Origin of the sequence: Pseudocitrobacter faecalis, assembly GCF_965231525.1 — a bacterium.
Taxonomy (GTDB): domain Bacteria; phylum Pseudomonadota; class Gammaproteobacteria; order Enterobacterales; family Enterobacteriaceae; genus Pseudocitrobacter; species Pseudocitrobacter faecalis.
In genome coordinates, this window is record NZ_CBDDNJ010000002.1 from 3,867,412 (window position 1) to 3,893,175 (window position 25,764).

A 25,764-nucleotide genomic window follows, 5' to 3' on the forward strand; every position below is an offset into this window, starting at 1 on the left:
GGTTTATGAGTCCTCATCCAATATAGCTTCTGATGCAATGATTAAGGCACGCGTCGCCAGGCAGGTCATTTTCGCCTGTGCAATACCCTGGCGCAGCGTCTGCCCTGTCTCCTGCCGGTTAGCATGATGCAGCGCGGCGCTGCTTAGATAATGTTCCAGTCGGCTCAGGCTGAGAGCCTGTTGTGTGGCGAACTGTTCCACCGCCAGGCGCTGGGCTATGCTATAGCTATCGTTACACCAGGTGCGCCAATCTTTAGCGCTGATGCAATGGGAGATCTGCGCCCAGCGTTCCTCATTGAGATTTAGGTGGCGTCCGCCCTTATCCTTCGGTTTATAGTCTTCATTAAGTATCATCAACACCTCTGCGTTGGTGACCTGCTCGCCGGCCTGGTCCAGCCACAAGGTAATGGTTTCAGGAGGCATCAGATGGTCGGCCAGTCGTTGCAGTGCTGGTGTATTGACATCAGCTTCAATCAGAAAATCGTAGCGGAAAAAAATATTTTCATCGCCCATGCCTGGTGTGATGCGGATAATCGCGCTAGCAACACCGCGTTCTTCAAAATCCAGCATTTGAAGGATGGCATCATGGAAAGGTTCACCCAAGCGAGCCGGGCGGATTTTACCCTGAGAGGTATCAGCCCGGTAGTAGCTAAGCGGCCAAGTCATGGGCGAACTTCCGCTAGATTGGTTGAGATCAAAGCCCAGCAGGCAGTGTTTTTGTAGGCGCTGTGGACTGACTAAGGTGCCCGTCCCTCTATCACCAGGGTTGAAGCGATAGCGGAATATCGATGGATCTTTCTCATCTGGAATAAAATCGAATTTCAGTACATTACCTATCAGATTACGAGCGCAGCGGCGGAATTCATCTTCATTCTCATCTATATCCGCCAGTGCATCGGCATACTCTCTGGCTTCGATGATATCGCCATCAATTTGCAGCAGGACTTCCTGCATTTCGATGCGCTGCTTTTCCACCGTAAGGCGGCCATCTTCACCAGCCAGACGCGCACTGAGTTGCATCATGCTCTCTTCACCCAGCGGGTAAAGATTGGAAATAAGCCGCTGTAATTCCTCATCAATCAAGTATTGTAGGCTTGCAATCGACTCTTCGAAGACATCGAACACTTCATTGAGAATAGTCAGCCACTGATTTTGCAGACCCTCTGCTTCACTCACCAGCGCCATGCTGAGGATAGTAGTCGCACTCTCAGTCGCGCAGTAGCGATTCAAGCGGCCAAGACGCTGTTCCATACGGTTAGGCGACAGCAACAAGTCGTAATGCAGCGCAATCTTGCGCCCGCCGTGCAGATTGACACCTTCTTCAGCCCGGCGATCGCACACTAAGATCTGGCATTTGCTTCCCTTGCCAAAGCGCACTTCTTTGTCGGGGTTATGGCGCTGGATTTTGCCAATAAATGGTATCATCAGGTCGGTAAATACCTGGTCGGCTACCCATGGCTGGTCACAGAACACCACAATATAAGGGAGTTCTCTGACGTTACTATCCAGAAGTTTTTCCAATACATCAATTAAGCGCTGGCGCTTGCTGTCACACTCCATTTTGCAGCGGTCTATCAGCTCAAGCAGGATCTCCTTCTCGCCATCAAACAGCGGATGCTGCAACAGCGCAAGCTGTGAATCACTATAGAGAAAGCCCTGCACGGCACCAAGTGACTCCTGCTGTAAGCGATAGTTTGCAAGCCGGGCCAGTAGTTCCGGCGTAGCGATAGCGGCTTCAAACAGTAACTGATAAATTGCCGCCAACGTGGGGTCTTGTGGGTGCATCATTATTGCCGATTCGCGCCAGGCGATCATCATGTCGTTGCTGGCGTTCGTCGTGGCATATTTTTTTAGTGATAGGCCGGACAAGCCAGGCATCAGGACACTAATGGCGGGGTTGCTACGGCGGTTGCGTAGCAGGCGGTGGTGCAGACGGTAACGGTTACCAATGTAGTGGCGGATTTTATTGATCAGCAGATCACGCGCCTCACTCCGCAGCGGTTGCATCATATCTAAATGGGGAAGCAACTGTGAAGCCATCCCGTTTAGTACTTCATCCTCAGGAAACATCCTAGTCAACGCTTCCAGGTTCTCTTCCAGCGTCATGTTGTCGTTATCACAGTTAAACGCGTAGAACAGTGAACCTATTTCTTCGCGCTGCTGGATACGCTGCTGAAATTTCTGTAAGCCAGTGTCAGTCAGTGGGTAATTTTTAGCATCCAGCAGATGCAGCATGGCCAGGAAGTTCTTTTCATTGCCAGTTACGGGCGTCGCTGATAGTAATAGCAATTTTTCACTTTGTTGCGCCAAGTAGTTCACACTAGCGTAGCGCTGCTCGTACTCTGCATCCCATGCCCAGGCACCGACCTGATGAGCTTCGTCAATCACCAGCATATCGGGGCGGAACGACAGGGGGTCCGCTGTGCTGAAGGCGGCCATATCAATGATATGGATCGACTTATTAAGCAGTTCCTCCAGGTGAAAACGTGCAGAAAGTTCCTGCTGCCACTGCCGGTGCAGAACTCCAGGCGCCACAATCACCACGCAGTGGGTGAGCGGATTTTCCGTGACGTGTTGACGCACGATCAGCCCAGCTTCGATGGTTTTCCCGAGGCCGACTTCATCAGCCAACAGATAGCGTTGAATAGGGTCAGATAACACCCGACGCGCGACGGCCAACTGGTAAGGTTCGAGTTCAATACTGGACGACAGCGAAGAGGTAATCCCAGCACAAGCGTTGCGTTGTTTCAGCATCTGATGCTGATAAGCTAGACGGGCATCTTGCCAGAAGGGGGTATAGGTAATGCGCTCGGCCAGAAGGGCCGCAGCATCGCTGATAGGGCGATCCCAGCGCACAAAGATATCATTTAAGCTGACATCTTCCTGCTGCTTGTTAGGAAAATGCAAACGCACCCCTCCAGGCACAGCACCAACAACACGTGCAATCTGCCAGTGTGCAACCTCGTAGTCGTAGCGATAAACCAGACTTTCCGCGTGGAGTTCGGCTTTTTTTAGGTGTTTTACTTCGACAGTTTGCTCTATGCCTTCATAATTTACGGGAGAATCGAAATACTTAATTAGAGCATCATTATTGTTAATGCGAATAACTTTGCCGATTCCATAAGGCGAGTCAACGAGGTCGCCAGCTTCAAGGGGCATATATCCATCCATAAATTTGCTGTGCGTAACAGTGATTTTAAAAGCCTTTGATTAATGGTGATTTTTTATACGTATAATATCACTGAATACAAGGTCAATGTCATACACTGCAACCCGTAAAGATGATTGTCAAGGAGGGGGATCACGGTTACTAGTCTACTATGACTTTTAGGGGGATTGGTGGGTAATCCGGGGCGGCCTATGACTTATTTACCGGATTTCAAAACTCGTGAAATGACTAAATTTCAAAAAAAAATTTCGATTTTTCATGAGTTACGAACATATATCGTAACAAGGTCAGCGTTTGATGATAAGAATGAAAGCATGGGGGCTGTCTGGCGCTTGCACAGAATTTGAACTTCTGCACCATATCTGCAGCCCCCACGTCGATAATCAGCACTCGATACTTCTAATGCCAATTGGGTTGTCACCCTTATTTGATATCTGCATTGACAGTTTTCATATAGCTAGTTACCAAATAGTCAGTAACCAAAGATATATCTTTTGAAAGATTTTGCAGTTCGTTCCATTTACGGACGATAGGCTGACCATCAATATCTGTGCCGAAGTTCCACACGCCACTGCTCCATGCACAAAGCGGCTTTATTCGGTTTAGCTCTTCGACAAAACGAGTGTAGGAAGGGATCTCAGTCCAGCCAGGTTCACCTTTATAGTCCTGATGGACCTGATCGATTTCATCCATCAAGCTGCCAAGCGCAAGAATACCAACGCCATGTAACAAGCGGGAATAGCGAGGCTTTTTATCCCAGTCATCAGTAAACACAGTTTCCACAGCCGACCAGAAGTTATTCAGCAATTTCACCATCTTCCCTTCATCCCCCAACCCTGTCGCCGGGTCACGGAAGCGATACAATGCTCCCTCGCGAAGACTGGCATCGATCATTTTGATCATCGAGTTGTCAGCAATAACCCCATCAGGATTGGTCGCCGTTTTGATACGCCCTGCAAGTGAACCTTCGCCGAAGTTCAGTCGTTGAGTCAGCAGTGAAGGAAACTTACGCATTTGCAGATCGGATGGCAAACGACCGTGGGTATGCGGTGCCAGTTCGTATAACAACGTTTTGGGCAACGGTTTTGTGGAGTTAACCAGCATGAACTGTTCACGCTGTTCTTCCGCGTCATTAGCGATAAAAGCGGAGACCGGCATCATAAACGAATTGATTTCTGCATCCCGCAAAGCAGCAGTACGTTGTTGACCATCCACAATAAAACCTGGCTTCTCAAAATCCTTATCTTCGGAGAAAGGTATTACCAGATGTCCCATGTCGTCATTATCTGTAAGCGGTTCAAAACGCACACGCTTATCAAAAGCGATAATCACCGGGTTTGGTATCATCGGATTTGCACTCTCAATGTAGCGCTGAATTTCGCGAATATGGTTACGTACTTCTGGACGCTGATAACCAACCAAACTCTCTTCGCCGCGACGAATACGCGAAATCGCTGCAATTTTGCTGATCTGTTTACCTTCTATCGCAAGGCTATAGAGTTGCCTCTCCTCACCCTGTCGGATTCGCAGGGCAGGAACACGATATTCACTCATGACAGTTCCTCTGAGCGTAATGACAATGTGTGCTGTAAACGGTTGTACAACACCTGAATATTATGGAAACCGCGGCGACGGTTACGTTCTGCTCCGCGGAAAATGATGACATTGATACCGATGGCCTGGCAAATATTGCACTGGCATTGTTTCCAGGGTCGTTCTCCTAGCGTACGTTCATAATCCGCACGAATTTTGTCGGCCTCTTTTTCACCCGAATGCAGACGTTCATAAGCCAGGACTGTATCAAGAGCCTTCTCAAGGGACAAAGCCCCTTTATCGTATTCGAACAGGGCATTCATGGCATCCTTTTCCAGATGCCGTGCAATATCCTGATCAATCACGCCAGATTTAATTTTGCGACTCAAACTTGGATTCGCATCAAACTGAGGGACACGCACAGCGGTATAGGCCGGGCCATCAAGCGTATGATAGTTGTTTTTTCGATCTTTGAAGGCCTGCTGAAGCGGTGTAGTCGAGTCAATACTGGTCACACCAAACTTGATAAAGTCGGAGAAACTCTCTGGACGGGCAATACCAAGCAAGTGAACACGCGTATCACTTTTCAGCAACGGCTTAATCTCTTCGAGAGTCTCTAGGATCTGCGCCGTTTTCAACGGCACCATCCCCCCCATAGTGATATTTTTGTATCCCATGGCCAGCAGGGCCTCTACAGACTGACGGTAGGAGGTTTTGCTCCATCCATGTGCAACGCCAAAGGGGGTGAAACAGGACTTTTGAGACTTATTTAAAAACTCTTGAGCCAAGGTCAGCGTGATATCCTGGCGTCGGCGACACTCAGTCAATACTTCGCCACTGAATACCTCACCAGGTTTTTCATAGCCAAAAACGATATGATCGAGAGAAACGCCATGGTTAAAGCGGGAAGTTTCGTAAAACTCAATCACCTCTTCCACACGGTATGGCGGGACGTCCTGATTAACATAGGTGAAGGCTCCGCAATCACCCATAGTTTCCATATTTTCCGGCAGACGGAAAAAGTGCTTCATTCCATTTCGAAAGTAACGCAAACGCTGGGCACGAGTATATTTGCTTTCGCCGCCGCCAAGACCATCAACTACAGCTTTAGAAACCAGCATACCATCGTAAGGATGAGGAAAAACCTCATGCGGATACTGATCGTCACGTTGACGCACGCGATGTTCGTTACGCGTTTCGCGGAAGAAGTCGAAACTGGGATCGATAAAATCCTGACTATCAGGGAAAAAATACTTTAGCTTCGACAACTTACTCTCCTGTGACGCCACTGCAAAGCCTCAAAAAACGGGGGATTCTACCATGAAACCCAGGCAAGTAGCATTAAGGTTTAGCCTCTCTCAGGGCCATAAACTCAGCCCGAAAACGTTTTTCCTCAAATGAATTTCCCGAGTCACGAAATTCACGCAACGCGTGTGTTGCACTGATACCAGGATTTTTTTCCATAATCTTTAAAATGAAAGACTTAACTTCCTCCGGACTACGACGAATTCCTTTTTTCACTTCACGCTCAGGTAACTCCTTGAGTTCTTCTATTAACTTTTGAGATAACTCATTTAAATCATTGAGTTGTTTTGACGTAAATTCCTTCACAATGTATTTTGCCACACTGATATTAAGCATGAGCATATTGCATCTCAGCCACTGAACCATATTTTGGTTGGTTTTGAAAAGGTATGTAGTTAACCTACCATTGATTTTTTTGGAAGTTATAATAAGCAGTTGTTTTTTCGCATCAACTAGATACTCAAGACCATTAATGATATCTAGTTCAATTGCATTAATATAATCTGGAGAGCCACAGATAATATAATAGTCTCTTTTTCTTTTTTTCATTAATTCTACAATAGATGTAGGATGCTTAGATTTAAAAATAGATCTATTGGTTATTTCTTTCCACCATGTTCTATGAAAACTTTTCCCTACATATTCTTGAGAATACAATGGTATTGATTCGTCATATCCAACAGCAAAGGTCGCTTTATAAGGTACAACATTGTCTTTGTGGTGAAGGAGTCCTAAACCAGCAGAAATAATCCATAAATCAATAGGATAATCATCTAAGATGGCTTTAGCTGTCGCCCAGTGCCCACCTTTATAAAGATCCTCTGCACATACAGTTGCATATGTAGAAATAGCTTCATTCAGAGCATTGCACCAAGAATTCACGAGCACATTTGAAGGGGTTCGGCCTGATGAAAATTGACTCAGACTCAATATATCCCTACTACCGTAGTGTTTGCCGTTTGTACATGTGGTTATTAAGTTGATGTTGCTCACAATCGCCCCCCAGAATCGTGTTACACAAGCTACAGGAGAAAAAAGGGGATGACAAGAACGGAGTAATCAGTCCCTGAAAAAATTTTCAGGGACTGATGTTAGTGAGGAATATACTCGAAATACTCATCTTGAGAATGAGAACATCTTTGGCATCGCCTCAGAATACCTTTTTCCTCAAGAGAGAGACAAAAATTTCGACATGACTCAAGAAGGACGTCAGAATTTTCGTTTTTATCTTTAGAAATCAATGCCCTAGCGAGTGTGTCATAACTAAAACCTCCCGTTGAGTGCGATACAATGCTCATCGCAAGTTGAGTATCGAAAGTTTTCATAGTGCACCTCTGAGTCGCCAGAATAATACAGTTATAAAAAAGTATGGGTTATAGTTCAAGCCGGCTTTTCAAATTCGAACATAGCAAGCATCAGGAATTAGACTACTTGCCAAAGTCATAAGGGCTAACTTCGCTTTCCCTATTCGCATCCAAAAAATCAGCCCACCACTGCAGCATCAGTCGCCGTTCATCAAGATGTTCGGCCTTATGAATGTAAGCTGCGCGTACTGAGTTACGTTCCATATGGCTCATCTGCCTTTCCACTGCATCCCTCGACCACAATCCAGACTCGATCAATGAACTACAGGCCATTGTCCTGAAACCGTGCCCACAAACCTCTACCTTCGTGTCATAACCCATAACGCGCAGCGCCTTGTTCACCGTGTTTTCACTCATCGGTTTGCGATGGTCATGATCGCCGATGAAAACAAAATCGCGATCACCACTAAGTTTGTACACATCTTTAAGAATCGCTAAAGCTTGATGAGAAAGCGGCACCAGATGAGGCGTACGCATTTTTGAACCACGCTGTGAATGCTTTACTCCTTCAATAGCTTCGCGCTCTGCAGGTATTGTCCACATTGATGTTTCGAAATCGATCTCAGACCAACGGGCAAAGCGTAGTTCACTTGAACGAATGAATACCAAGAGCGTGAGTTCGACGGCAAGCCTAGTAAGGGGTCTTCCGGTATAGCTATCAATGCGCTTCAGAAGCTCAGGGATTCGCTTCAACTGCAGAGCAGGCCGATGCTGCCTGTTACTTGAAGCAACAGCGCCAGCCATCTCCTGCGCGGGGTTGTAGTCCAGCAAACCACTTTGTACGGCGTAGCGCATAATTGCCGTGGTGCGCTGCTGTAGACGGGAAGCCACTTCAAGACGCCCAGACAACTCAACAGCTTTGATGGGCGCTAAAAGGTCGCGCGTTTTTAGTTCGGCAATATTCCGCTTACCTATGGCAGGGAAGAGATTGTCCTCTAGGCTTTTAAGCACTCGTCGACTATGTTCTTCCGACCACTTTTTATTTGTGGCATGCCACTCAATAGCAAGCTGCTCAAAAGTACGTGCTTCCTCCTGCTCAATCTTATCATTTTTCTTTTTATCTCCCGGATCGATGCCGTTTGCTAAAAGCTTACGAGCGTCATCGCGACGAGCTCTGGCATCTGCAAGAGATACGTCAGGGTAAACACCTAAAGCCAGCATCTTTTGCTTTCCGCCATAGCGGTACTGCAGACGCCAGTATCTTGAACCATTTGGGTGGACGAGAAGATGCATACCATTGCCATCGGTCAGTTTGTATTGCTTATCCGTTGGCTTGGCTGTTCTGACTTTGATGTCTGTTAGAGCCATGCTTATCCCCTCCCTGTTGGTACAAGCATTATCGAACCGGAAATACCATCATCTGTACCAACATCTGTTGGTAGATGTACGTTGAAGTCGATTGACCTTAAGAGAGTTAATATAGCGGGAATGATGGGTAAATACTGGATTTCAGGCACAAAAAAAGACGTCCGTTGACGTCTATTGATGTTCCGATGGTGCCGAAGGCCGGACTCGAACCGGCACGTATTTCTACGGTTGATTTTGAATCAACTGCGTCTACCGATTTCGCCACTTCGGCACTGAAGGGTATGCGGAAAACGAGTGGATTATACCTGTCGCACGCCACCTTGCAAGCGGCACCGCGCGTTCTGCGCGCTAAGTGTTGAAAAAATCAGCGTTCCCTGAACCGGGTCACACTCTTTGCCCTTCACCAAACCATTTTCCTGGCGCATTCCGCTAAGCACCGCCCTGCCGCTTGCTCTACACTGTCAGTTCAACACCATAGTGAGGGAAGTACGATGTCCATCATCAAAAGCTACGCCGCGAAAAATGCGGGCGATACTCTGGAATTTTGGGAGTACGACGCGGGGGAACTTCTGCCGGAAGATGTGGAAGTTCAGGTTGATTACTGCGGGGTCTGCCATTCCGATTTGTCGATGATCGATAACGAATGGGGTATGTCCCAGTATCCGCTGGTTGCGGGTCATGAGGTGATTGGTCATGTGGTGGCGCTGGGTAGCGCTGCGCAGAATAAAGGCCTGAAAGTGGGCCAGCGCGTGGGCATTGGCTGGACGGCGCGCAGCTGTGGGCATTGCGATGCCTGTATCAGCGGCAATCAGATCAACTGTACGGAAGGGTCGCTGCCGACCATTCTGAATCGCGGTGGCTTTGCCGATAAGCTGCGCGCAGACTGGCAGTGGGTGATCCCGCTACCGGAGAACATCGATATCGAAACCGCAGGCCCGCTGCTGTGCGGCGGTATCACCGTCTTTAAACCGTTGCTGATGCATCACGTGACGGCCACCAGCCGCGTTGGGGTTATCGGTATTGGCGGGCTTGGGCACATTGCTATCAAACTGCTGCGCGCGATGGGTGCGGACGTGACGGCATTCAGCTCCAATCCATCGAAAGAGCAGGAAGTGCGCGCGATGGGCGCCGATAACGTGGTGAACAGCCGCGATCCGGAAGCGCTGAAAGCGCTGGCTGGCCAGTTCGATTTGATTATCAATACCGTAAGCGTTGACCTCGACTGGCAGCCGTACTTCGAAGCGCTGGCCTCTGGCGGTAACTTCCATACGGTTGGTGCGGTGCTGAAACCGCTGCAGGTGCCCGCCTTTACGCTGATTGGCGGCGACCGCAGTATCTCCGGGTCGGCAACGGGTAACCCGGCCGAACTGCGTAAGTTGATGAAGTTTGCCGGGCGTAGCGGCGTGACGCCTACGACCGAACTGTTCCCCATGTCGAAGATTAACGATGCGTTGCAGCATTTGCGCGACGGGAAAGCCCGTTACCGTGTGGTGCTGAAGGCTGATTTTTGATGCCATTCCGGCGGCTTTGCCGCCGGTTCTCTCGTTTAGCCTTTTGCCAGTGCGGCAAACACGTCTGCCACCGCCACAGCGCCCGGGTCGGTCACACCTGCGAGGTTCTGGCTGTTGACGTACGACGCTCGCCCCGCGCCTGCTTTTTGCATGGACGCGGTTTTCTCGGCCCCGACTTTTGCGGCATGAGCGGCGGCAGGCAGATCTTTGTCACGCAAGGCCTCCAGCGCCGGTTGCAGGGCGTCGATAAGCGTGCGGTCGCCGAGATCGGCTCCGCCGTACTGTTTCATCTGCGCCAGCCCTTTCAATAGCGCATCCGCCAGCGCGTCGCCACGCTGGAGGGATTGCCCGGCAGCGGTAAAGAAGATGGACATCAGCACGCCACTGGAACCGCCCATCACCGTAGCAAGCCGATCGCCTACCAGTTGCAGCAGTTGCGCGCTGTTGTTAAGCGGCAGTTCGCCCTTGTCGAGCAGATCAGCGATGTCACGCGCGCCCAGCGCAAAGGTGGAGCCGGTGTCGCCGTCGCCGACTTTAGCATCCAGCGCGTTCAGACGGTTCTCCAGTTGGATAAGCGTTTGAACTATCTGACTTACTCGTGCGGCAACCGTCGGGTTATCGGACGGCCGAATGTCCAGGTCATCGTACACTTTGCTGTGTTTGACGGTTTTTACCGGTGCGAAGGCGACCGGTTTTAACCAGCCTACCGTTTCCACATCCGCCTGTAAGGCGCGTTCAAAATCCGGTGTCAGTTTTAATACCGAAAGCGAGAAGCCTTTCATATCCAGCGAACTCACCAGCGGCGCCGGGCCAATCAGCCAGGCAATCTGTTCCTGTAATGCCGAGTGCGCCAGCTCTTTGGCGAGCAGTGCCATCTCCAGCGCCGAGACGCCGCCGAGGTTGTTGATAAGCACCGCCACCCGTGCATCGCCAACCTGCGCTTTGAGTGGCTTAACCAGCATGTCGATCAGCGCTTTACTGTTGTGGCTTTCGACCACCGATGCGCCCGGTTCACCGTGAATACCCAGTCCCAGTTCCACTTGCCCCGGTTTAATGCGCCCTTGCGCGTCGTCGCTGCCCGGCAGGTTGCAGTTCTCCATCGCCACGCCCAGGCTGAAGACGTTGTCGCTTGCCTGTTGCGCGATGTCACGTACTTCACTAAGCGATTTACCGTGCTCGGCCGCGTAGCCCGCAATTTTATGCACCAGCGCGGTGCCTGCGATGCCACGCGGCTGTTTGTTGTCCGGCAGCGCGATATCATCGGCGACAATCACCATCTCGACCTTCAGACCGTAGCGTTTGGCTTTCTCCGCCGCCAGGCCGAAGTTAAGGCGATCCCCGGTATAGTTTTTGACGATTAAGAGGCAACCCCGGTCACCCGTCACCGCCACAATGGCGTTAAGTACTGCATCGACGCTGGGCGAGGCGAATAAATCACCGCATACCGCCGCCGTCAGCATGCCTTTTCCAACGAACCCTGCATGGGCGGGCTCATGCCCGGCCCCCCCGCCGGAAATCACCGCTACCCGGCTTTTATCCCAGTCGCTGCGCGCGACAATCCGAATCGCCGGGTCAATATCGAGCCGCATCAGGTTGCCGTGCGGTGCGGATAACACTAAACCTTCAATCGCATCGTTGACCAGCTGTTTGCGATCGTCATAAAAGAATCTGGACATAACCTTCCAAAAAAATGCAAACCGTATGCAAAGCATAGTTCGCGCTGGATAAAGCGCCGCAAAGCTCAGAATTTCCTGCCGCCTTTTGCTGGCAATTTGCCTATACTCGACGCAGATAAATGGAGGAAAAATTAAATGAGCGCACCTTTGCTAATTGCACGCACGCAGGATAAAGAGCTGCATCTGTTGCCGGGAATGGCGAATCGTCACGGGCTAATCACCGGTGCGACCGGTACCGGGAAGACCGTCACCCTGCAAAAGATGGCGGAGTCGTTCTCAGAGATTGGCGTGCCGGTGTTTATGGCGGATGTAAAAGGTGACCTGACGGGCGTTGCGCAGGCAGGCCAGGCATCAAAAAAGCTTCAGGAGCGCCTGAGCAAGATTGGCGTCACAGACTGGGAGCCGCACGCAAATCCGGTGGTAGTATGGGATATCTTCGCCGAGAAAGGCCACCCGTTGCGCGCGACAGTGTCAGATCTCGGCCCGCTGCTGCTGGCACGTCTGCTGAATCTTAACGAAGTGCAGACCGGCGTGCTGAACATTATCTTCCGCATCGCCGACGACCAGGGCTTACTGCTGCTGGACTTTAAAGATCTGCGCGCCATTACCCAATACATCGGTGATAACGCGAAGTCATTCCAGAATCAGTACGGCAATATCAGTAGCGCGTCGGTGGGGGCGATTCAGCGCGGGCTGCTGACGCTGGAGCAGCAAGGTGCCGAGCATTTCTTTGGCGAGCCGATGCTGGATATCAAAGACTGGATGCGCACCGACAACAACGGTAAAGGCATCATTAACATCCTCAGCGCCGAGAAGCTCTATCAGATGCCGAAACTCTACGCAGCCAGCCTGCTGTGGATGCTCTCCGAGCTTTATGAACAGCTACCGGAAGCAGGCGATCTTGAGAAACCGAAACTGGTGTTCTTCTTTGATGAAGCGCACCTGCTGTTCAACGATGCACCGCAGGTGCTGCTGGATAAAATCGAGCAGGTGATCCGCCTGATTCGTTCAAAAGGCGTGGGCGTCTATTTTGTGTCGCAAAACCCGTCGGATATTCCGGATGCGGTGCTCGGCCAGTTGGGCAACCGCGTGCAGCATGCGCTGCGTGCCTTTACGCCAAAAGATCAGAAAGCGGTGAAAACGGCGGCGCAAACCATGCGCGCGAATCCGGCGTTTGATACAGAAAAAGCGATTCAGGAATTGGGTACCGGCGAGGCGTTAATCTCGTTCCTGGATGCCAAAGGCAGCCCGTCGGTGGTCGAACGCGCGATGGTAATTGCGCCATGCTCACGTATGGGGCCGGTTACCGACGATGAGCGTAACGGGCTGATCAACAACTCGCCGTTGTACGGGAAATATGAAGATGCGGTCGATCGCGAGTCTGCATTCGAAATGTTGCAAAAAGACGTACAGGCGAGCACCGAAAAGGCCAACGCCCCAGCAGCCAAAGGCAAAGCGGTTGAAGTCGATGACGGTATTCTTGGCGGGCTGAAGGATATTTTGTTCGGCACCACCGGGCCGCGCGGCGGCAAGAAAGATGGCATCGTGCAAACAGCGGCGAAAAGCGCGGTGCGCCAGGTGACCAACCAGATTGTGCGTGGGATGCTGGGGAGTTTGCTCGGGGGAAGACGGCGGTAAGGGGTTGTGCGGTCTGTTCCCCTCACCCTGGCCCTCTCCCGCAGGGAGAGGGGACGGTTCAGAGCAACAGGTTAGCCGGAAACAACAAGGGAGCTTTCGCTCCCTTTTTCAAAACGTTATGCTTTTCGCATCATCAGCCAGAGGCTAATCACGAAGAAGCTGGCGCTGGGCAGCAGCGCGCCAATCACTGGCGGGATGCCGTAAACCAGCGTCAACGGGCCGAAGATTTGGTCAAGTACATAGAACACAAAACCAAAGCTGATACCGGTGACGACACGCACACCCATCGGCACGCTACGCAGCGGGCCGAAGATGAACGACAGCGCCATCAGCATCATGACCGCCACTGAGAGCGGCTGGAAGACTTTGCTCCACATATTAAGCTGATAACGGCCGGAATCCTGGCCACTCGACTTCAGGTACTTCACATAGTTGTGCAGGCCGCTGATGGAAAGCGCATCCGGGTCTAACGCCACCACGCCAAGTTTGTCAGGCGTGAGGTTGGTTTTCCAGGTGCCGCTTACGGTTTGCGCGCCAGTGATTTGCTTGCTGTCCGTCAGATTAGATTCATCCACCTGCGACAAACGCCACACCTTGTTTTCCGGATCAAATTTCGCGGAGGCCGCGTAGCGAACGGACTGCAGACGTTTCTCCGGGTTGAAGGAGTAAATGCTTACCCCACCCAGTTCGTCGTTACCTTTCACCCGTTCGATATAAACAAAGTTATGGCCATCTTTCGCCCACATCCCCTGTTGGGTTGAGAGCAACGAACCACCATACATCGCCTGCGCACGGTAGTTACGCGCCATCTGCTCGCCCTGCGGAGCAACCCATTCGCCCATCGCCATGGTCAGCAGTACCAGCGGAATCGCCGTTTTCATTACGGACAACGCCACCTGCATACGCGTAAAGCCGGAAGCCTGCATCACCACCAGTTCACTGCGCTGCGCCAGCATCCCCAGACCTAACAGCGCCCCCAGCAGGGCCGCCATCGGGAAGAAGATTTGGATATCTTTTGGCATGCTGAGCAGGGTATACACCCCGGCGCCCAGCGCATCGTAGTTCCCCTGCCCGGCTTTTTTAAGCTGGTCGACAAACTTAATGATGCCGGAGAGCGACACCAGCATGAACAGCGTCATCATGATGGTGGTAAAGATGGTTTTACCGATATAGCGGTCAAGAACACCAAATGGCTGCATCACACCGCTCCTTTAGCCGAGAAACGCGCACGGAAGCGACGCATCGGGATGGTATCCCACAGGTTCAACACGATCGCCAGCGCCAGATAGGAGAGGTTCACCACCCACATCCAGATTGCCGGGTCGAGCTTGCCTTTGCCGCCATTTGATTTGAGCGAGGTTTGCAGCAGGAAGAAAACCAGATACAGCAGCATCGCCGGCAGCATCGACAGCACACGGCCCTGACGCGGATTGACCACGCTCAGCGGAACCACCATCAGCGCCATTATAGCCACCGTCAGCACGAGCGTGATACGCCAGTGGAATTCAGCGCGCGCGCGGTCATTGTTGGTGTTCCACAGGGTGCGCATGTCCATTTGATCGGTGTCGTTCGGATCCAGCGTCACCGCCTGATGACCGACAATCGCCTGGTAATCTTTAAAATCGGTAATGCGGAAATCACGCAGCATCGCGGTACCTTCAAAGCGGGTACCTTCGTTTAAGGTCACCACCTGAGAACCATCTTTCAACTGCGAGAGATGGCCGGAATCGGCCACTACAACGGAAGGACGCGCGTTACCTTTCGGGCGCAACTGCGCAAGAAACACATCTTTAAAACTGCTACCATCGACGCTTTCAATAAACAGCACCGAGTTGCCGTCCGTCGCCTGCTGAAACTGACCCGCCGCCAGCGCCGCAAGGCCTGGGTTGGCTTTCGCTTCCGCCAGCACTTCATCCTGGTGGCGAGAGGACCACGGCCCTGCCCACATGACATTCACTGCCGCGATAATACTGGTGAACAGCGCCAGTACCATGGCGGCTTTAATCAGCACGGCTTTACTGAGGCCGCAGGCATGCATCACCGTAATTTCACTTTCGGTGTAGAGTTTGCCCAGCGTCATCAATAAGCCAAGGAACAGGCTCAGGGGGAGGATCAATTGCGCCATTTCAGGCACGCCCAGCCCCAGCAATGAGAGCACCAGGTTTGTCGGGATCTCGCCGTCTACCGCCGCGCCGAGGATCCTCACCAGTTTCTGACAAAAGAAGATCAGAAGCAGGATGAAGAGGATCGCAAGCTGGCTTTTAAGCGTCTCCCGCACCAGATATCTTATGATTATCACTATAAATACGCCCGTAAAAACCCGTCTTATTGCAGGAAAATAGCTTGTTTCATGGCTTAAACGTCATTTATTCTCTTGAGTCGTCGAAAACATCGCTAAGATTAGATGACTCAGCGGTTTCACGTTTCAGGACTTGCTTCTGACGTGCCAACACCGTAATAACGTTAAGATTAACACGAAGTCACCGCAACAGCGGAAATGAGTTACGAAAGCTTGCAATTCTAACTGTAGCCACCGCCGTTGTCTTTAAGATTCAGGAGCGTAGTCCATGGAGTTCAGTGTAAAAAGCGGTAGCCCGGAAAAACAGCGGAGCGCCTGCATCGTGGTCGGCGTTTTTGAACCGCGCCGTCTTTCCCCGATTGCCGAACAGCTCGATAAAATCAGCGACGGCTATATCAGCGCCCTGCTGCGTCGCGGCGAACTGGAAGGTAAACCTGGCCAGACGCTGTTGCTGCACCACGTTCCGAACGTGCTGTCAGAGCGCATTCTGCTGATTGGCTGCGGTAAAGAACGCGAGCTTGATGAGCGTCAGTATAAGCAGGTCATTCAGAAAACCATCAACACCCTGAATGATACCGGGTCGATGGAAGCCGTTTGCTTCCTGACCGAGCTGCACGTTAAGGGCCGCAACAACTACTGGAAAGTGCGTCAGGCCGTAGAAACGGCAAAAGAGACGCTGTACAGCTTCGATCAGCTGAAAACGAATAAAACTGAGCCGCGCCGTCCGCTGCGTAAAATGGTCTTCAACGTGCCAACCCGCCGTGAACTGACCAGCGGTGAACGTGCGATTCAGCACGGCCTGGCCATTGCCGCCGGGATTAAAGCCGCGAAAGATCTTGGCAATATGCCGCCAAACATCTGTAACGCCGCGTACCTCGCATCGCAGGCGCGCCAGTTGGCAGACAGCTACAGCAAGAACGTGGTAACCCGCGTGATTGGCGAGCAGCAGATGAAAGAGCTGGGTATGCATTCGTATCTGGCAGTCGGCCACGGTTCGCAGAACGAATCGCTGATGTCGGTGATTGAGTATAAAGGTAACACCTCCGAAGATGCCCGCCCGATCGTACTGGTCGGCAAAGGCCTGACCTTCGATTCCGGCGGTATCTCCATCAAGCCTGCCGAAGGCATGGACGAGATGAAGTACGACATGTGCGGCGCGGCGGCAGTCTATGGCGTAATGCGCATGGTAGCGGAACTTCAGTTGCCGATTAACGTGGTTGGCGTGCTGGCAGGCTGTGAAAACATGCCGGGCGGGCGCGCATATCGCCCGGGCGACGTGCTGACGACGATGTCCGGTCAAACGGTCGAAGTGCTGAACACCGACGCCGAAGGCCGTCTGGTACTGTGCGACGTGTTAACCTACGTTGAGCGTTTCGAGCCGGAAGCAGTTATCGATGTGGCGACGCTGACCGGCGCGTGCGTGATTGCACTGGGCCATCACATCACGGGCCTGATGTCGAACCACAATCCGCTGGCGCACGAGCTGATTGGCGCGTCTGAGCAGGCGGGCGATCGCGCATGGCGTCTGCCGCTGGCCGATGAGTTCCAGGATCAACTGGAGTCGAACTTTGCCGATATGGCAAACATCGGTGGCCGTCCTGGCGGCGCGATTACCGCGGGCTGCTTCCTGTCGCGCTTTACGCGTAAGTACAACTGGGCTCACCTGGATATCGCGGGTACCGCATGGCGCTCCGGTAAAGCCAAAGGCGCCACGGGCCGCCCGGTAGCGCTGCTGTCGCAGTTCCTGCTTAATCGCGCCGGGTTTAACGGCGAAGAGTAAATTAAGGCTTTAAGGGAAACACCCTCACCCCGCCCTCTCCCTTAGGGAGAGGGAGAAAACCAGAGCAGGTCTTTGAACTTTGCACTGTCAGTCCCCTCTCCCTGAGGGAGAGGGTTAGGGTGAGGGGTCCAACACATTTAAATCCACCACAAGAAGCCCCATATATGAAGAATGCGACGTTCTATCTTCTGGACAACGAAACCACCGTCGATGGCTTGAGCGCCGTCGAGCAACTGGTGTGCGATGTTGCCGCAGAACGTTGGCGCAGTGGTAAGCGCGTGCTGATTGCCTGTGAAGATGAGCAGCAGGCCATTCGCCTGGATGAAGCGCTATGGGCGCGCCCGGCGGAGAGTTTTGTGCCGCATAATCTCGCGGGCGAAGGCCCACGCGGTGGTGCGCCGGTCGAAATTGCCTGGCCGCAAAAGCGTAACAGTAGCCCGCGCGATATACTGATCAGTCTGCGACTCAATTTCGCAGATTTTGCCACCGCTTTCACAGAAGTGATAGACTTCGTTCCTTACGAAGATTCGCTTAAACAACTGGCGCGCGAACGATACAAAGCTTACCGCGTGGCTGGTTTCAACCTGAACACGGCAACCTGGAAATAATGGAAAAGACATACAACCCACAAGATATCGAACAGCCGCTTTACGAGCACTGGGAAAAGCAGGGCTATTTCAAACCGAATGGCGATGAAAGCCAGGAAAGTTTCTGCATCATGATCCCGCCGCCGAACGTCACCGGCAGTTTGCATATGGGTCACGCCTTCCAGCAAACCATCATGGATACCATGATTCGCTACCAGCGCATGCAGGGTAAAAACACCCTCTGGCAGGCGGGGACCGACCATGCCGGTATCGCCACCCAGATGGTGGTTGAGCGCAAAATTGCCGCTGAAGAAGGTAAAACCCGTCACGACTATGGACGCGATGCGTTCATCGACAAAATCTGGCAGTGGAAAGCGGAATCCGGCGGCACCATTACCCGTCAGATGCGCCGTCTTGGCAACTCTGTGGACTGGGAGCGCGAGCGCTTCACCATGGACGAAGGGCTTTCCAATGCCGTGAAAGAAGTCTTCGTACGCCTCTACAAAGAAGACCTGATTTACCGTGGCAAGCGCCTGGTAAACTGGGATCCGAAACTGCGTACCGCCATCTCTGACCTGGAAGTGGAAAACCGCGAGTCAAAAGGCTCAATGTGGCACATCCGCTATCCGCTGGCCGACGGCGCGAAAACCGCAGACGGTAAAGATTATCTGGTTGTCGCCACCACCCGCCCGGAAACCGTGCTGGGCGATACCGGCGTGGCCGTGAACCCGGAAGATCCGCGTTATAAAGATCTGATCGGTAAATTCGTTGTCCTGCCGCTGGTTAACCGCCGCATTCCGATCGTGGGCGACGAACACGCCGACATGGAAAAAGGCACCGGCTGCGTGAAAATCACGCCGGCGCATGATTTCAACGACTATGAAGTCGGTCGTCGTCATCAACTGCCGATGATTAACATTCTGACCTTTGATGGTGACATTCGCGAAACGGCGGAAGTGTACGACACCAAAGGTAACGAATCTGACGTTTACTCCAATGAGATCCCGGCAGAGTTCCAGAAACTGGAACGTTTTGCCGCGCGTAAAGCGATCGTTGCCGCCGTTGATGCCCTCGGCCTGCTGGAAGAGATTAAACCGCACGATCTGACCGTGCCTTACGGCGACCGTGGCGGCGTGGTTATCGAACCGATGCTGACCGATCAGTGGTATGTACGTGCCGATGTACTGGCGAAACCGGCAGTTGAAGCGGTTGAAAACGGCGACATTCAGTTTGTGCCGAAGCAGTACGAAAACATGTACTTCTCCTGGATGCGCGATATTCAGGACTGGTGTATCTCTCGCCAACTGTGGTGGGGTCACCGTATCCCGGCATGGTACGACAACGAAGGTAACGTCTACGTTGGCCGCACCGAAGAAGAAGTGCGTCAGGAAAACAACCTCGGCGCCGACGTCGCCCTGCGTCAGGACGAAGACGTTCTTGATACCTGGTTCTCTTCCGCGCTGTGGACTTTCTCCACCCTCGGCTGGCCGGAAAACACCGACGCCCTGCGTCAGTTCCACCCAACCAGCGTGATGGTGTCCGGCTTCGACATCATCTTCTTCTGGATTGCCCGCATGATCATGATGACCATGCACTTCATTAAAGATGAAAATGGCAAGCCGCAGGTACCGTTCCACACCGTTTACATGACCGGCCTGATTCGTGATGACGAAGGCCAGAAGATGTCCAAATCCAAGGGTAACGTAATTGACCCACTGGATATGGTTGACGGAATTTCGCTGGCAGACCTGCTGGAGAAACGCACCGGCAACATGATGCAGCCACAGATGGCGGAGAAAATCCGCAAGCGTACCGAGAAACAGTTCCCGAACGGCATCGAGCCGCACGGCACTGACGCCCTGCGCTTCACCCTGGCGGCGCTGGCGTCTACCGGTCGCGATATCAACTGGGACATGAAACGCCTGGAAGGTTACCGTAACTTCTGTAACAAGCTGTGGAACGCTAGCCGCTTTGTGCTGATGAACACCGAAGATCAGGATTGCGGCTTCAACGGCGGCGAAATGACGCTGTCGCTGGCAGACCGCTGGATTCTGGCGGAATTCAACCAGACCGTGAAAGCGTACCGTGAAGCGCTGGATAGCTACCGCTTCGATATCGCTGCGGGCATTCTCTATGAATTCACCTGGAACCAGTTCTGCGACTGGTATCTGGAGCTGACCAAGCCGGTGATGACCGGGGGCTCTGAAGCGGAACTGCGTGGTACTCGCCATACGCTGGTGACCGTGCTGGAAGGTCTGCTGCGCCTCGCGCATCCGATCATTCCGTTTATCACCGAAACCATCTGGCAGCGTGTGAAAGTGATTTGCGGTATCACCGCCGATACCATCATGCTGCAGCCGTTCCCGGAATTCGATGCGTCTCAGGTGGATGAAGCGGCACTGGCCGATACCGAGTGGCTGAAACAGGCGATCGTCGCTGTACGTAACATCCGTGCAGAAATGAACATCGCCCCAGGCAAACCGCTGGAACTGCTGCTGCGCGGTTGCAGTAAAGATGCGGAGCGTCGTGTAAACGATAACCGTAGCTTCCTGCTGAACCTGGCGCGTCTGGAGAGCATCACCGTGCTGCCAGCCGATGAAAAAGGCCCGGTATCGGTAACCAAAATCATCGACGGCGCTGAGCTGCTGATCCCGATGGCTGGCCTTATCAACAAAGAAGATGAGCTGGCGCGTCTGGCGAAAGAAGTGGCGAAAATCGAAGGTGAAATCAGCCGCATCGAAAGCAAACTGTCTAACGAAGGCTTTGTGGCGCGTGCGCCGGAAGCAGTGATCGCCAAAGAGCGTGAGAAGCTGGACGGTTACGCTGAAGCGAAAGCCAAGCTGATTGAACAGCAGGCGGTCATCGCCGCGCTGTAATGCCCTGAGGTTGTGCCTGTTTAGTTGCCGGATGCCGCATTGCGTATCCGGCCTCCACTCAGGCACGCACCCAATTTTCCTTCCTGAATTATCCTCGCTTGCACTCACCCGCCCTGCGGTGTTATTAACTGCATATCTCCGTCACAAATTATTTCGAGTTTCGCTATGAGTGTTATATCCCCGGTCGCCGCCACGCTGCGCCCGCTCACCGCTGACGATAATCCCGCTATTGCCAGCGTTATTCGCCAGGTCTCCGCTGAATATGGCCTGACCGCCGACAAAGGCTATACCGTTGCCGATCCGAATCTGGACGAGCTGTATGAGGTTTACAGCCAGCCTGGTGCCGCGTATTGGGTGGTTGAGCAAGATGGTCAGGTGGTTGGCGGCGGTGGCGTTGCACCGTTAGGCTGTAGCGAACCGGATATCTGCGAATTGCAGAAGATGTATTTTCTTTCTTCTGTGCGCGGTCAGGGGCTGGCGAAGAAGTTAGCGCTGATGGCGCTCGATCACGCGCGTGAACAGGGTTTCAGGCACTGCTATCTCGAAACCACCGAGTTTCTGCGCGAAGCCATTGGTTTGTATGAGCACTTAGGCTTCGAGCATATCAGCGAACCGTTGGGCTGCACCGGCCACGTGGATTGTGAAGTGCGGATGCTGAAAGCGCTTTAATGCGTTCGATTCACATCGGCACGCCGCTATGAAAACGAAACTCGTCATCCGGCGTGCTAATTAATGCCGCTTCCACTTCACCGAAGAAGCGCACGCGCGGGGTAATATCCGTTTTCGATACCTGCTGCGCCAGCGCCAGATAATCCTGATAATGGCGGGCTTCAGAGCGCAGCAGTGAGAGATAAAACTTCTGCAATGGCTCATCGAGGTACGGCGCCAGCGCGGCAAAACGCTCGCAGGAACGCGCTTCGATATAGGCTCCGCAAATCAGTTTATCAATCAGCGTCAGCGGCTCGTGCGTACGCACCTCCTTGAGCATGCCTTTCGCGTAGCGGCTGGCGGTGATCTTGACATAAGGGATCTGACGCGCGGCCATCGCTTCGCGGACCTGCCAGAAGTGATGCAACTCCTCTTTGATCAACAGCACCATGCTGTCGATCAGTGCCTGCCCCCACGGATCGTCGGTCTGCGGCATTACGCTTTTGCCTATTTGTTTATGTAGCGCGACAAAATCCGGCTCCGGCCCATCGCGAAACGCAAACGCTTCATACGGTTGTAGCCACGCCAGTAGCGCGTCTGCGCCCTGTTTATCGGCGACATATTTACGCACCAGCAGCATAGCCGTTTGCGCCGCTTTCAACTCGCACACCAAATGGTCGGTTAACAAAAGCGGCAAATTCGCCGGGTCACGGGCTTTATCAAGCCAGGCCTGTGGGGTAGCGCAGTGAAGGAAAGTAAGAACGGGGGAGAGTATGTGCGGGTAATCCATGCTTTATCCTTGCCCCACGGCAGCAGGCGCTGCCGTGGGAGAGTGATGCTTAGTGACGTACACCATCATCATCTTCGTCGACGTCATCTTCGTCGTCGCCTTCTTCGCCGTTAGGATCTTCGTAGTAAGTGCCCCAACCGTCATATTCGACTTCAAATTTCTCAGCCAGCGTCATCAGTTGCTCAACCTGTGCGTCGATGAGATCGGCATTCAGCGCGGATTCGCTGAGGATATCGCAGCAGATGACGGTGTCGCCCTCTTCCACTTCCAGCTCTTCCGGTTCGGTCACTTCGTAGCCCATTTTGAAGGCTTCAACCGCGAACTTCTCCAGCGCGTCGAAGTCATCGGCAGAGAGGTGGTGTTCAATGGTATACAGCGCATCAGGATCGCTGCCGTCTTCCAGCAGTTCTTCAATGATCAGGCGCGTCTCTTCACGCTGCTCTTCCAGTAATTCCGGGTTTGCCATGGCTCGTTCCTCGTAATGTGGCGTTACTCTTATTGTCACATACCGCAAGCATTGCCTCCACCTTTACGAGAAAGATTTGTGTACCGGGGTTGCAATTGAATATTCATACATATAAATTGAATTTTAATTCAATAGATGGCACTAGCCATGCGAGGACAAGATGTCGAATTTTTATCAAAAGCATTTTTTAAAATTACTCGATTTTACCCCTGCTGAGTTAAACACCCTGCTACAACTCGCCGCCCAACTGAAAGCCGATAAAAAAAGCGGCAAAGAGACGCAAAAACTGACCGGTAAAAACATCGCGCTCATCTTCGAAAAAGACTCGACCCGCACACGATGCTCTTTCGAAGTTGCCGCATACGATCAGGGCGCTCGCGTGACCTATCTCGGCCCAAGTGGCAGCCAGATTGGCCACAAAGAATCGATTAAAGACACCGCTCGCGTGCTGGGCCGGATGTATGACGGTATTCAGTATCGCGGCTACGGCCAGGAGATTGTTGAGACGCTGGCGCAATACGCGGGCGTACCGGTGTGGAACGGCTTGACCAACGAATTTCATCCAACACAATTGTTGGCTGATTTGCTTACCATGCAGGAGCATTTACCGGGTAAAGCCTTCAATGAGATGACGCTGGTTTATGCAGGTGACGCGCGTAACAACATGGGCAATTCGATGCTGGAAGCTGCCGCGTTGACCGGGCTTGATCTGCGTCTGGTTGCCCCACAGGAATGCTGGCCGGAAGAGAGCCTGGTGACCGAATGTAAAGCGCTGGCGCTGAAGAATGGCGGTAACATTACCCTCACCGAAGATATTGCGGCGGGTGTGAAGGGCGCTGACTTTATCTACACCGACGTGTGGGTATCAATGGGCGAAGCCAAAGAGAAATGGGCGGAACGCATTGCGCTGCTGCGTGATTATCAGGTGAATAGCCAAATGATGGCGCTCACCGGCAACCCGCAGGTGAAATTCCTCCATTGCCTGCCTGCGTTCCATGACGATCAGACCACGCTCGGCCAAAAAATGGCCGAAGAGTATGGGCTGTACGGTGGGATGGAAGTCACCGACAAGGTATTTGAATCCCCGGCAAGCATCGTTTTCGACCAGGCCGAAAACCGCATGCACACTATCAAAGCGGTGATGGTGGCGACGTTAAGCCAGTAAGAGAATATCTCTCCGGCCTGGGTGCGCGAAGCATGTAGGCCGGAGAAGAGCTTTACTCGACCAGCATCTTCACAACAATTTTGCGTACTTTCGCTGGCGTCCCGACCGCACACAGCGGCTTATGCACTTCACCCGGATAGAAGACCACGAAATCGCCTTCGTTCAGAACGACCGTTTTCTCTTCATTTCCTTCCGGCAGGAAAGCGATGTCTTTATCCGCCAGCCAGTCGGTCTCCGGCGCGCCCGCGGGCAGCGTGCTGAAGGTCATACCTTCTTGCCCTTTCACCAAAATCTGGATATCCAGATAACGCGCGTGATACTCGGCACGGCGCTGTTCACACGGCTCGGTCATATCTTCCGCTACCAGATAAAAGGCGCGGTCGCCGTCGATGGGATGTTTGCCCAACGCGGTGGCATCAGTCACTTCAGCTTTAACATGCGCGATCGCCTGGCGCAGGGCTTCCGGCAGCCACGGCTGCACATTATGGATGTTGCCAACAATCATGGTAATACCTCAATTAAAACATCGTTTCATTTTCATTTGTTATACGAGAATTCTGGCTGCCATACCACTACTTTTTCCGGCGCATCAGCGGAACTATGATCGACGACAATATGTTTCATTAATGTTAAACTTGTTATCTAATAGAAAAGCGATACCACGCAAAACATAAAACATGCCTTTTCCCATCTAATAAAAAAATAAGAATATTCGATATACAGCAATTTTTCATTGCGGGTATTGAATTGATTCCTCCAGCATTCGCCACTGCAAGTGACGTGATTTAAGATTTTTCCTTAACTCTCGCGAGATATAAACCGATGCAAATAAAAATAACGGAATTTAAATTCGCACTTAATGCATACAGTTTGTGATGCTTTTACGCAAAAATAATTTTTGCTAGTATCCTCAGCAGTTCCAAGGAGGGGCATTAATTGAACCAAAGAATTAAGTTTCTTTAATTATTGCCAGGGACTTTATTGGAACAAACAAAGTGCTTTGAAGCTATCGCCGATTAATTTCGGAGGATCAAGCACTCTATTAATTAGGGTACGAGTATAACGAGGATGTTGTTATGAAAATGAATAAAGTCGCTATGGCTGTAGCGTTCACTGCTGCAATGAGCTCCATGTCTGTACTAGCTGACACCACCAATGGTCAGATTGAATTTCAGGGTGAGTTGGTAAATACCGCTTGTGGCCTGGCTGCTAATTCAAGCCCGGTAAGCGTTGATTTCGGTCAGATTCCAGTATCTGCGCTGGCTAACGGTGCTCGTGCCGGTAATGTGCAGAAAAATATTGAACTGCAGGATTGCGATACGACTGTCGCAACCAGCGCAGTGGTTTCCTACACCCCGACCACCATCAACCCGTCTGACGATACGCTGGCGGCCTTCACTTCCGGCACCGCTTCTGGCGCAGGTATTGGTCTGCGTGACAGCGCAAGCCAGGATGTTGTTTGGGGCCAGGGTACCAGCGCAGTTCAACTGGTAGACGGTACTAACACGATTCCTTTCGTGGCCTATCTGAAAGCTGACAACGACGCGAACACCGTTACTGCGGGTGCTTTCCAGTCCACCGTTAACTTCCAGATCGATTACCAGTAATCACAAGGAAGGGCATAGTGCGGGGAGCATTCCCCGCACTAT

General features: G+C 52.2%; 20 protein-coding genes and 1 tRNA gene. 9 read left to right on the forward strand and 12 right to left on the reverse strand.

Annotation, left to right across the window (positions count from 1 at the left end; translation table 11 throughout):
• Positions 1-3: 3 nt before the first annotated feature.
• The 6 genes from dpdE to ACOXYR_RS18835 form a co-directional block, all read right to left on the reverse strand.
• Positions 4-3,159, reverse strand: coding sequence for a protein DpdE (gene dpdE, locus ACOXYR_RS18810; RefSeq protein WP_421355657.1), 3,156 nt, complete (start codon positions 3,157-3,159; stop codon positions 4-6).
• A gap of 433 nt (positions 3,160-3,592) precedes the next feature.
• Positions 3,593-4,723 carry a DGQHR domain-containing protein DpdB gene (gene dbpB / locus ACOXYR_RS18815; protein ID WP_103774113.1) on the reverse strand — a complete coding sequence of 377 codons (1,131 nt, stop codon included), beginning with the start codon at positions 4,721-4,723 and terminating at the stop codon, positions 3,593-3,595.
• Positions 4,720-5,970 (reverse strand): tRNA-guanine transglycosylase DpdA, encoded by a 1,251-nt coding sequence (gene dpdA, locus ACOXYR_RS18820; protein ID WP_421355658.1) that lies wholly within the window; start codon positions 5,968-5,970, stop codon positions 4,720-4,722. Before dpdA ends, dbpB begins: the two co-directional genes overlap by 4 nt.
• A 73-nt stretch (positions 5,971-6,043) precedes the next feature.
• Positions 6,044-6,895, reverse strand: a complete 852-nt coding sequence (locus ACOXYR_RS18825) for a hypothetical protein (protein WP_421355705.1) — start codon at positions 6,893-6,895, stop codon at positions 6,044-6,046.
• 539 nt (positions 6,896-7,434) lie between these two features.
• Positions 7,435-8,679, reverse strand: coding sequence for a tyrosine-type recombinase/integrase (locus tag ACOXYR_RS18830; RefSeq protein ID WP_241515500.1), 1,245 nt, complete (start codon positions 8,677-8,679; stop codon positions 7,435-7,437).
• A gap of 186 nt (positions 8,680-8,865) precedes the next feature.
• Positions 8,866-8,950: transfer RNA gene (locus ACOXYR_RS18835), tRNA-Leu, on the reverse strand.
• 220 nt (positions 8,951-9,170) lie between these two features.
• Here ACOXYR_RS18835 and ahr point away from each other — a divergent pair.
• The gene (ahr, locus tag ACOXYR_RS18840; protein ID WP_421355659.1) at positions 9,171-10,190 is read left to right on the forward strand and encodes an NADPH-dependent aldehyde reductase Ahr; all 1,020 of its coding nucleotides are present in this window, start codon (positions 9,171-9,173) and stop codon (positions 10,188-10,190) included.
• A gap of 35 nt (positions 10,191-10,225) precedes the next feature.
• On the opposite strand, the gene ACOXYR_RS18845 is transcribed toward ahr, so the two are convergent.
• Entirely contained in the window at positions 10,226-11,866 is a 1,641-nt protein-coding gene (locus ACOXYR_RS18845; RefSeq protein ID WP_421355660.1) for a dihydroxyacetone kinase subunit DhaK, read from the reverse strand.
• 135 nt (positions 11,867-12,001) lie between these two features.
• Here ACOXYR_RS18845 and ACOXYR_RS18850 point away from each other — a divergent pair, with 135 nt between their 5' ends.
• A complete protein-coding gene (locus tag ACOXYR_RS18850; protein ID WP_421355661.1) occupies positions 12,002-13,504 on the forward strand; it encodes a helicase HerA-like C-terminal domain-containing protein in 1,503 nt (500 codons plus the stop codon).
• A 116-nt stretch (positions 13,505-13,620) separates the two neighbouring features.
• Here ACOXYR_RS18850 and lptG read toward each other — a convergent pair whose 3' ends face one another.
• Entirely contained in the window at positions 13,621-14,703 is a 1,083-nt protein-coding gene (gene lptG / locus ACOXYR_RS18855) for an LPS export ABC transporter permease LptG (protein ID WP_108476202.1), read from the reverse strand.
• Positions 14,703-15,803: an LPS export ABC transporter permease LptF gene (gene lptF, locus ACOXYR_RS18860; RefSeq protein ID WP_108476201.1), complete on the reverse strand. Its 1,101-nt coding sequence runs from the start codon at positions 15,801-15,803 to the stop codon at positions 14,703-14,705. Before lptF ends, lptG begins: the two co-directional genes overlap by 1 nt.
• Before the next feature lie 268 nt (positions 15,804-16,071).
• Here lptF and pepA point away from each other — a divergent pair, with 268 nt between their 5' ends.
• The 4 genes from pepA (at position 16,072) to ACOXYR_RS18880 (ending at position 21,715) form a co-directional block, all read left to right on the forward strand.
• The gene (gene pepA, locus ACOXYR_RS18865) at positions 16,072-17,583 is read left to right on the forward strand and encodes a leucyl aminopeptidase (protein ID WP_108476200.1); all 1,512 of its coding nucleotides are present in this window, start codon (positions 16,072-16,074) and stop codon (positions 17,581-17,583) included.
• Positions 17,584-17,747: 164 nt separating this feature from the next.
• Positions 17,748-18,191, forward strand: coding sequence for a DNA polymerase III subunit chi (gene holC, locus ACOXYR_RS18870; protein WP_108476199.1), 444 nt, complete (start codon positions 17,748-17,750; stop codon positions 18,189-18,191).
• Positions 18,191-21,046 carry a valine--tRNA ligase gene (locus ACOXYR_RS18875; RefSeq protein WP_113858138.1) on the forward strand — a complete coding sequence of 952 codons (2,856 nt, stop codon included), beginning with the start codon at positions 18,191-18,193 and terminating at the stop codon, positions 21,044-21,046. Before holC ends, ACOXYR_RS18875 begins: the two co-directional genes overlap by 1 nt.
• A 165-nt stretch (positions 21,047-21,211) precedes the next feature.
• Entirely contained in the window at positions 21,212-21,715 is a 504-nt protein-coding gene (locus tag ACOXYR_RS18880; protein ID WP_108476197.1) for a GNAT family N-acetyltransferase, read from the forward strand.
• Positions 21,716-21,725: 10 nt separating this feature from the next.
• Here ACOXYR_RS18880 and miaE read toward each other — a convergent pair whose 3' ends face one another.
• Complete coding sequence (miaE, locus tag ACOXYR_RS18885) at positions 21,726-22,484, reverse strand: tRNA isopentenyl-2-thiomethyl-A-37 hydroxylase MiaE (protein WP_421355662.1); 759 nt, start codon at positions 22,482-22,484, stop codon at positions 21,726-21,728.
• Between the two features lie 49 nt (positions 22,485-22,533).
• Entirely contained in the window at positions 22,534-22,950 is a 417-nt protein-coding gene (gene rraB, locus ACOXYR_RS18890) for a ribonuclease E inhibitor RraB (protein WP_149462925.1), read from the reverse strand.
• 17 nt (positions 22,951-22,967) lie between these two features.
• Between rraB and argL the strand changes: the two genes are divergently transcribed.
• Positions 22,968-23,141, forward strand: a complete 174-nt coding sequence (gene argL, locus ACOXYR_RS18895; RefSeq protein ID WP_421355706.1) for a putative translational regulatory protein ArgL — start codon at positions 22,968-22,970, stop codon at positions 23,139-23,141.
• Complete coding sequence (gene argF, locus ACOXYR_RS18900; protein WP_421355663.1) at positions 23,111-24,115, forward strand: ornithine carbamoyltransferase; 1,005 nt, start codon at positions 23,111-23,113, stop codon at positions 24,113-24,115. The genes argL and argF overlap by 31 nt, the downstream gene beginning before the upstream one ends.
• A 52-nt stretch (positions 24,116-24,167) precedes the next feature.
• Here argF and ACOXYR_RS18905 read toward each other — a convergent pair whose 3' ends face one another.
• Positions 24,168-24,620 carry a YhcH/YjgK/YiaL family protein gene (locus ACOXYR_RS18905; RefSeq protein ID WP_108476193.1) on the reverse strand — a complete coding sequence of 151 codons (453 nt, stop codon included), beginning with the start codon at positions 24,618-24,620 and terminating at the stop codon, positions 24,168-24,170.
• A 571-nt stretch (positions 24,621-25,191) separates the two neighbouring features.
• Between ACOXYR_RS18905 and ACOXYR_RS18910 the strand changes: the two genes are divergently transcribed.
• A complete protein-coding gene (locus ACOXYR_RS18910; protein WP_015966109.1) occupies positions 25,192-25,722 on the forward strand; it encodes a fimbrial protein in 531 nt (176 codons plus the stop codon).
• Positions 25,723-25,764: the final 42 nt, after the last annotated feature.

Excerpts from the sequence above, each read along its gene's own strand:
- dpdE (WP_421355657.1), bottom strand. The coding sequence starts at position 3,159 with ATGCCCCTTGAAGCTGGCGACCTCGTTGACTCGCCTTATGGAATCGGC.
- dbpB (WP_103774113.1), bottom strand. The coding sequence starts at position 4,723 with ATGAGTGAATATCGTGTTCCTGCCCTGCGAATCCGACAGGGTGAGGAG.
- ACOXYR_RS18830 (WP_241515500.1), bottom strand. The coding sequence starts at position 8,679 with ATGGCTCTAACAGACATCAAAGTCAGAACAGCCAAGCCAACGGATAAG.
- ahr (WP_421355659.1), top strand. The coding sequence starts at position 9,171 with ATGTCCATCATCAAAAGCTACGCCGCGAAAAATGCGGGCGATACTCTG.
- ACOXYR_RS18845 (WP_421355660.1), bottom strand. The coding sequence starts at position 11,866 with ATGTCCAGATTCTTTTATGACGATCGCAAACAGCTGGTCAACGATGCG.
- ACOXYR_RS18850 (WP_421355661.1), top strand. The coding sequence starts at position 12,002 with ATGAGCGCACCTTTGCTAATTGCACGCACGCAGGATAAAGAGCTGCAT.
- lptG (WP_108476202.1), bottom strand. The coding sequence starts at position 14,703 with ATGCAGCCATTTGGTGTTCTTGACCGCTATATCGGTAAAACCATCTTT.
- pepA (WP_108476200.1), top strand. The coding sequence starts at position 16,072 with ATGGAGTTCAGTGTAAAAAGCGGTAGCCCGGAAAAACAGCGGAGCGCC.
- holC (WP_108476199.1), top strand. The coding sequence starts at position 17,748 with ATGAAGAATGCGACGTTCTATCTTCTGGACAACGAAACCACCGTCGAT.
- ACOXYR_RS18875 (WP_113858138.1), top strand. The coding sequence starts at position 18,191 with ATGGAAAAGACATACAACCCACAAGATATCGAACAGCCGCTTTACGAG.
- ACOXYR_RS18880 (WP_108476197.1), top strand. The coding sequence starts at position 21,212 with ATGAGTGTTATATCCCCGGTCGCCGCCACGCTGCGCCCGCTCACCGCT.
- miaE (WP_421355662.1), bottom strand. The coding sequence starts at position 22,484 with ATGGATTACCCGCACATACTCTCCCCCGTTCTTACTTTCCTTCACTGC.
- rraB (WP_149462925.1), bottom strand. The coding sequence starts at position 22,950 with ATGGCAAACCCGGAATTACTGGAAGAGCAGCGTGAAGAGACGCGCCTG.
- argF (WP_421355663.1), top strand. The coding sequence starts at position 23,111 with ATGTCGAATTTTTATCAAAAGCATTTTTTAAAATTACTCGATTTTACC.
- ACOXYR_RS18905 (WP_108476193.1), bottom strand. The coding sequence starts at position 24,620 with ATGATTGTTGGCAACATCCATAATGTGCAGCCGTGGCTGCCGGAAGCC.
- ACOXYR_RS18910 (WP_015966109.1), top strand. The coding sequence starts at position 25,192 with ATGAAAATGAATAAAGTCGCTATGGCTGTAGCGTTCACTGCTGCAATG.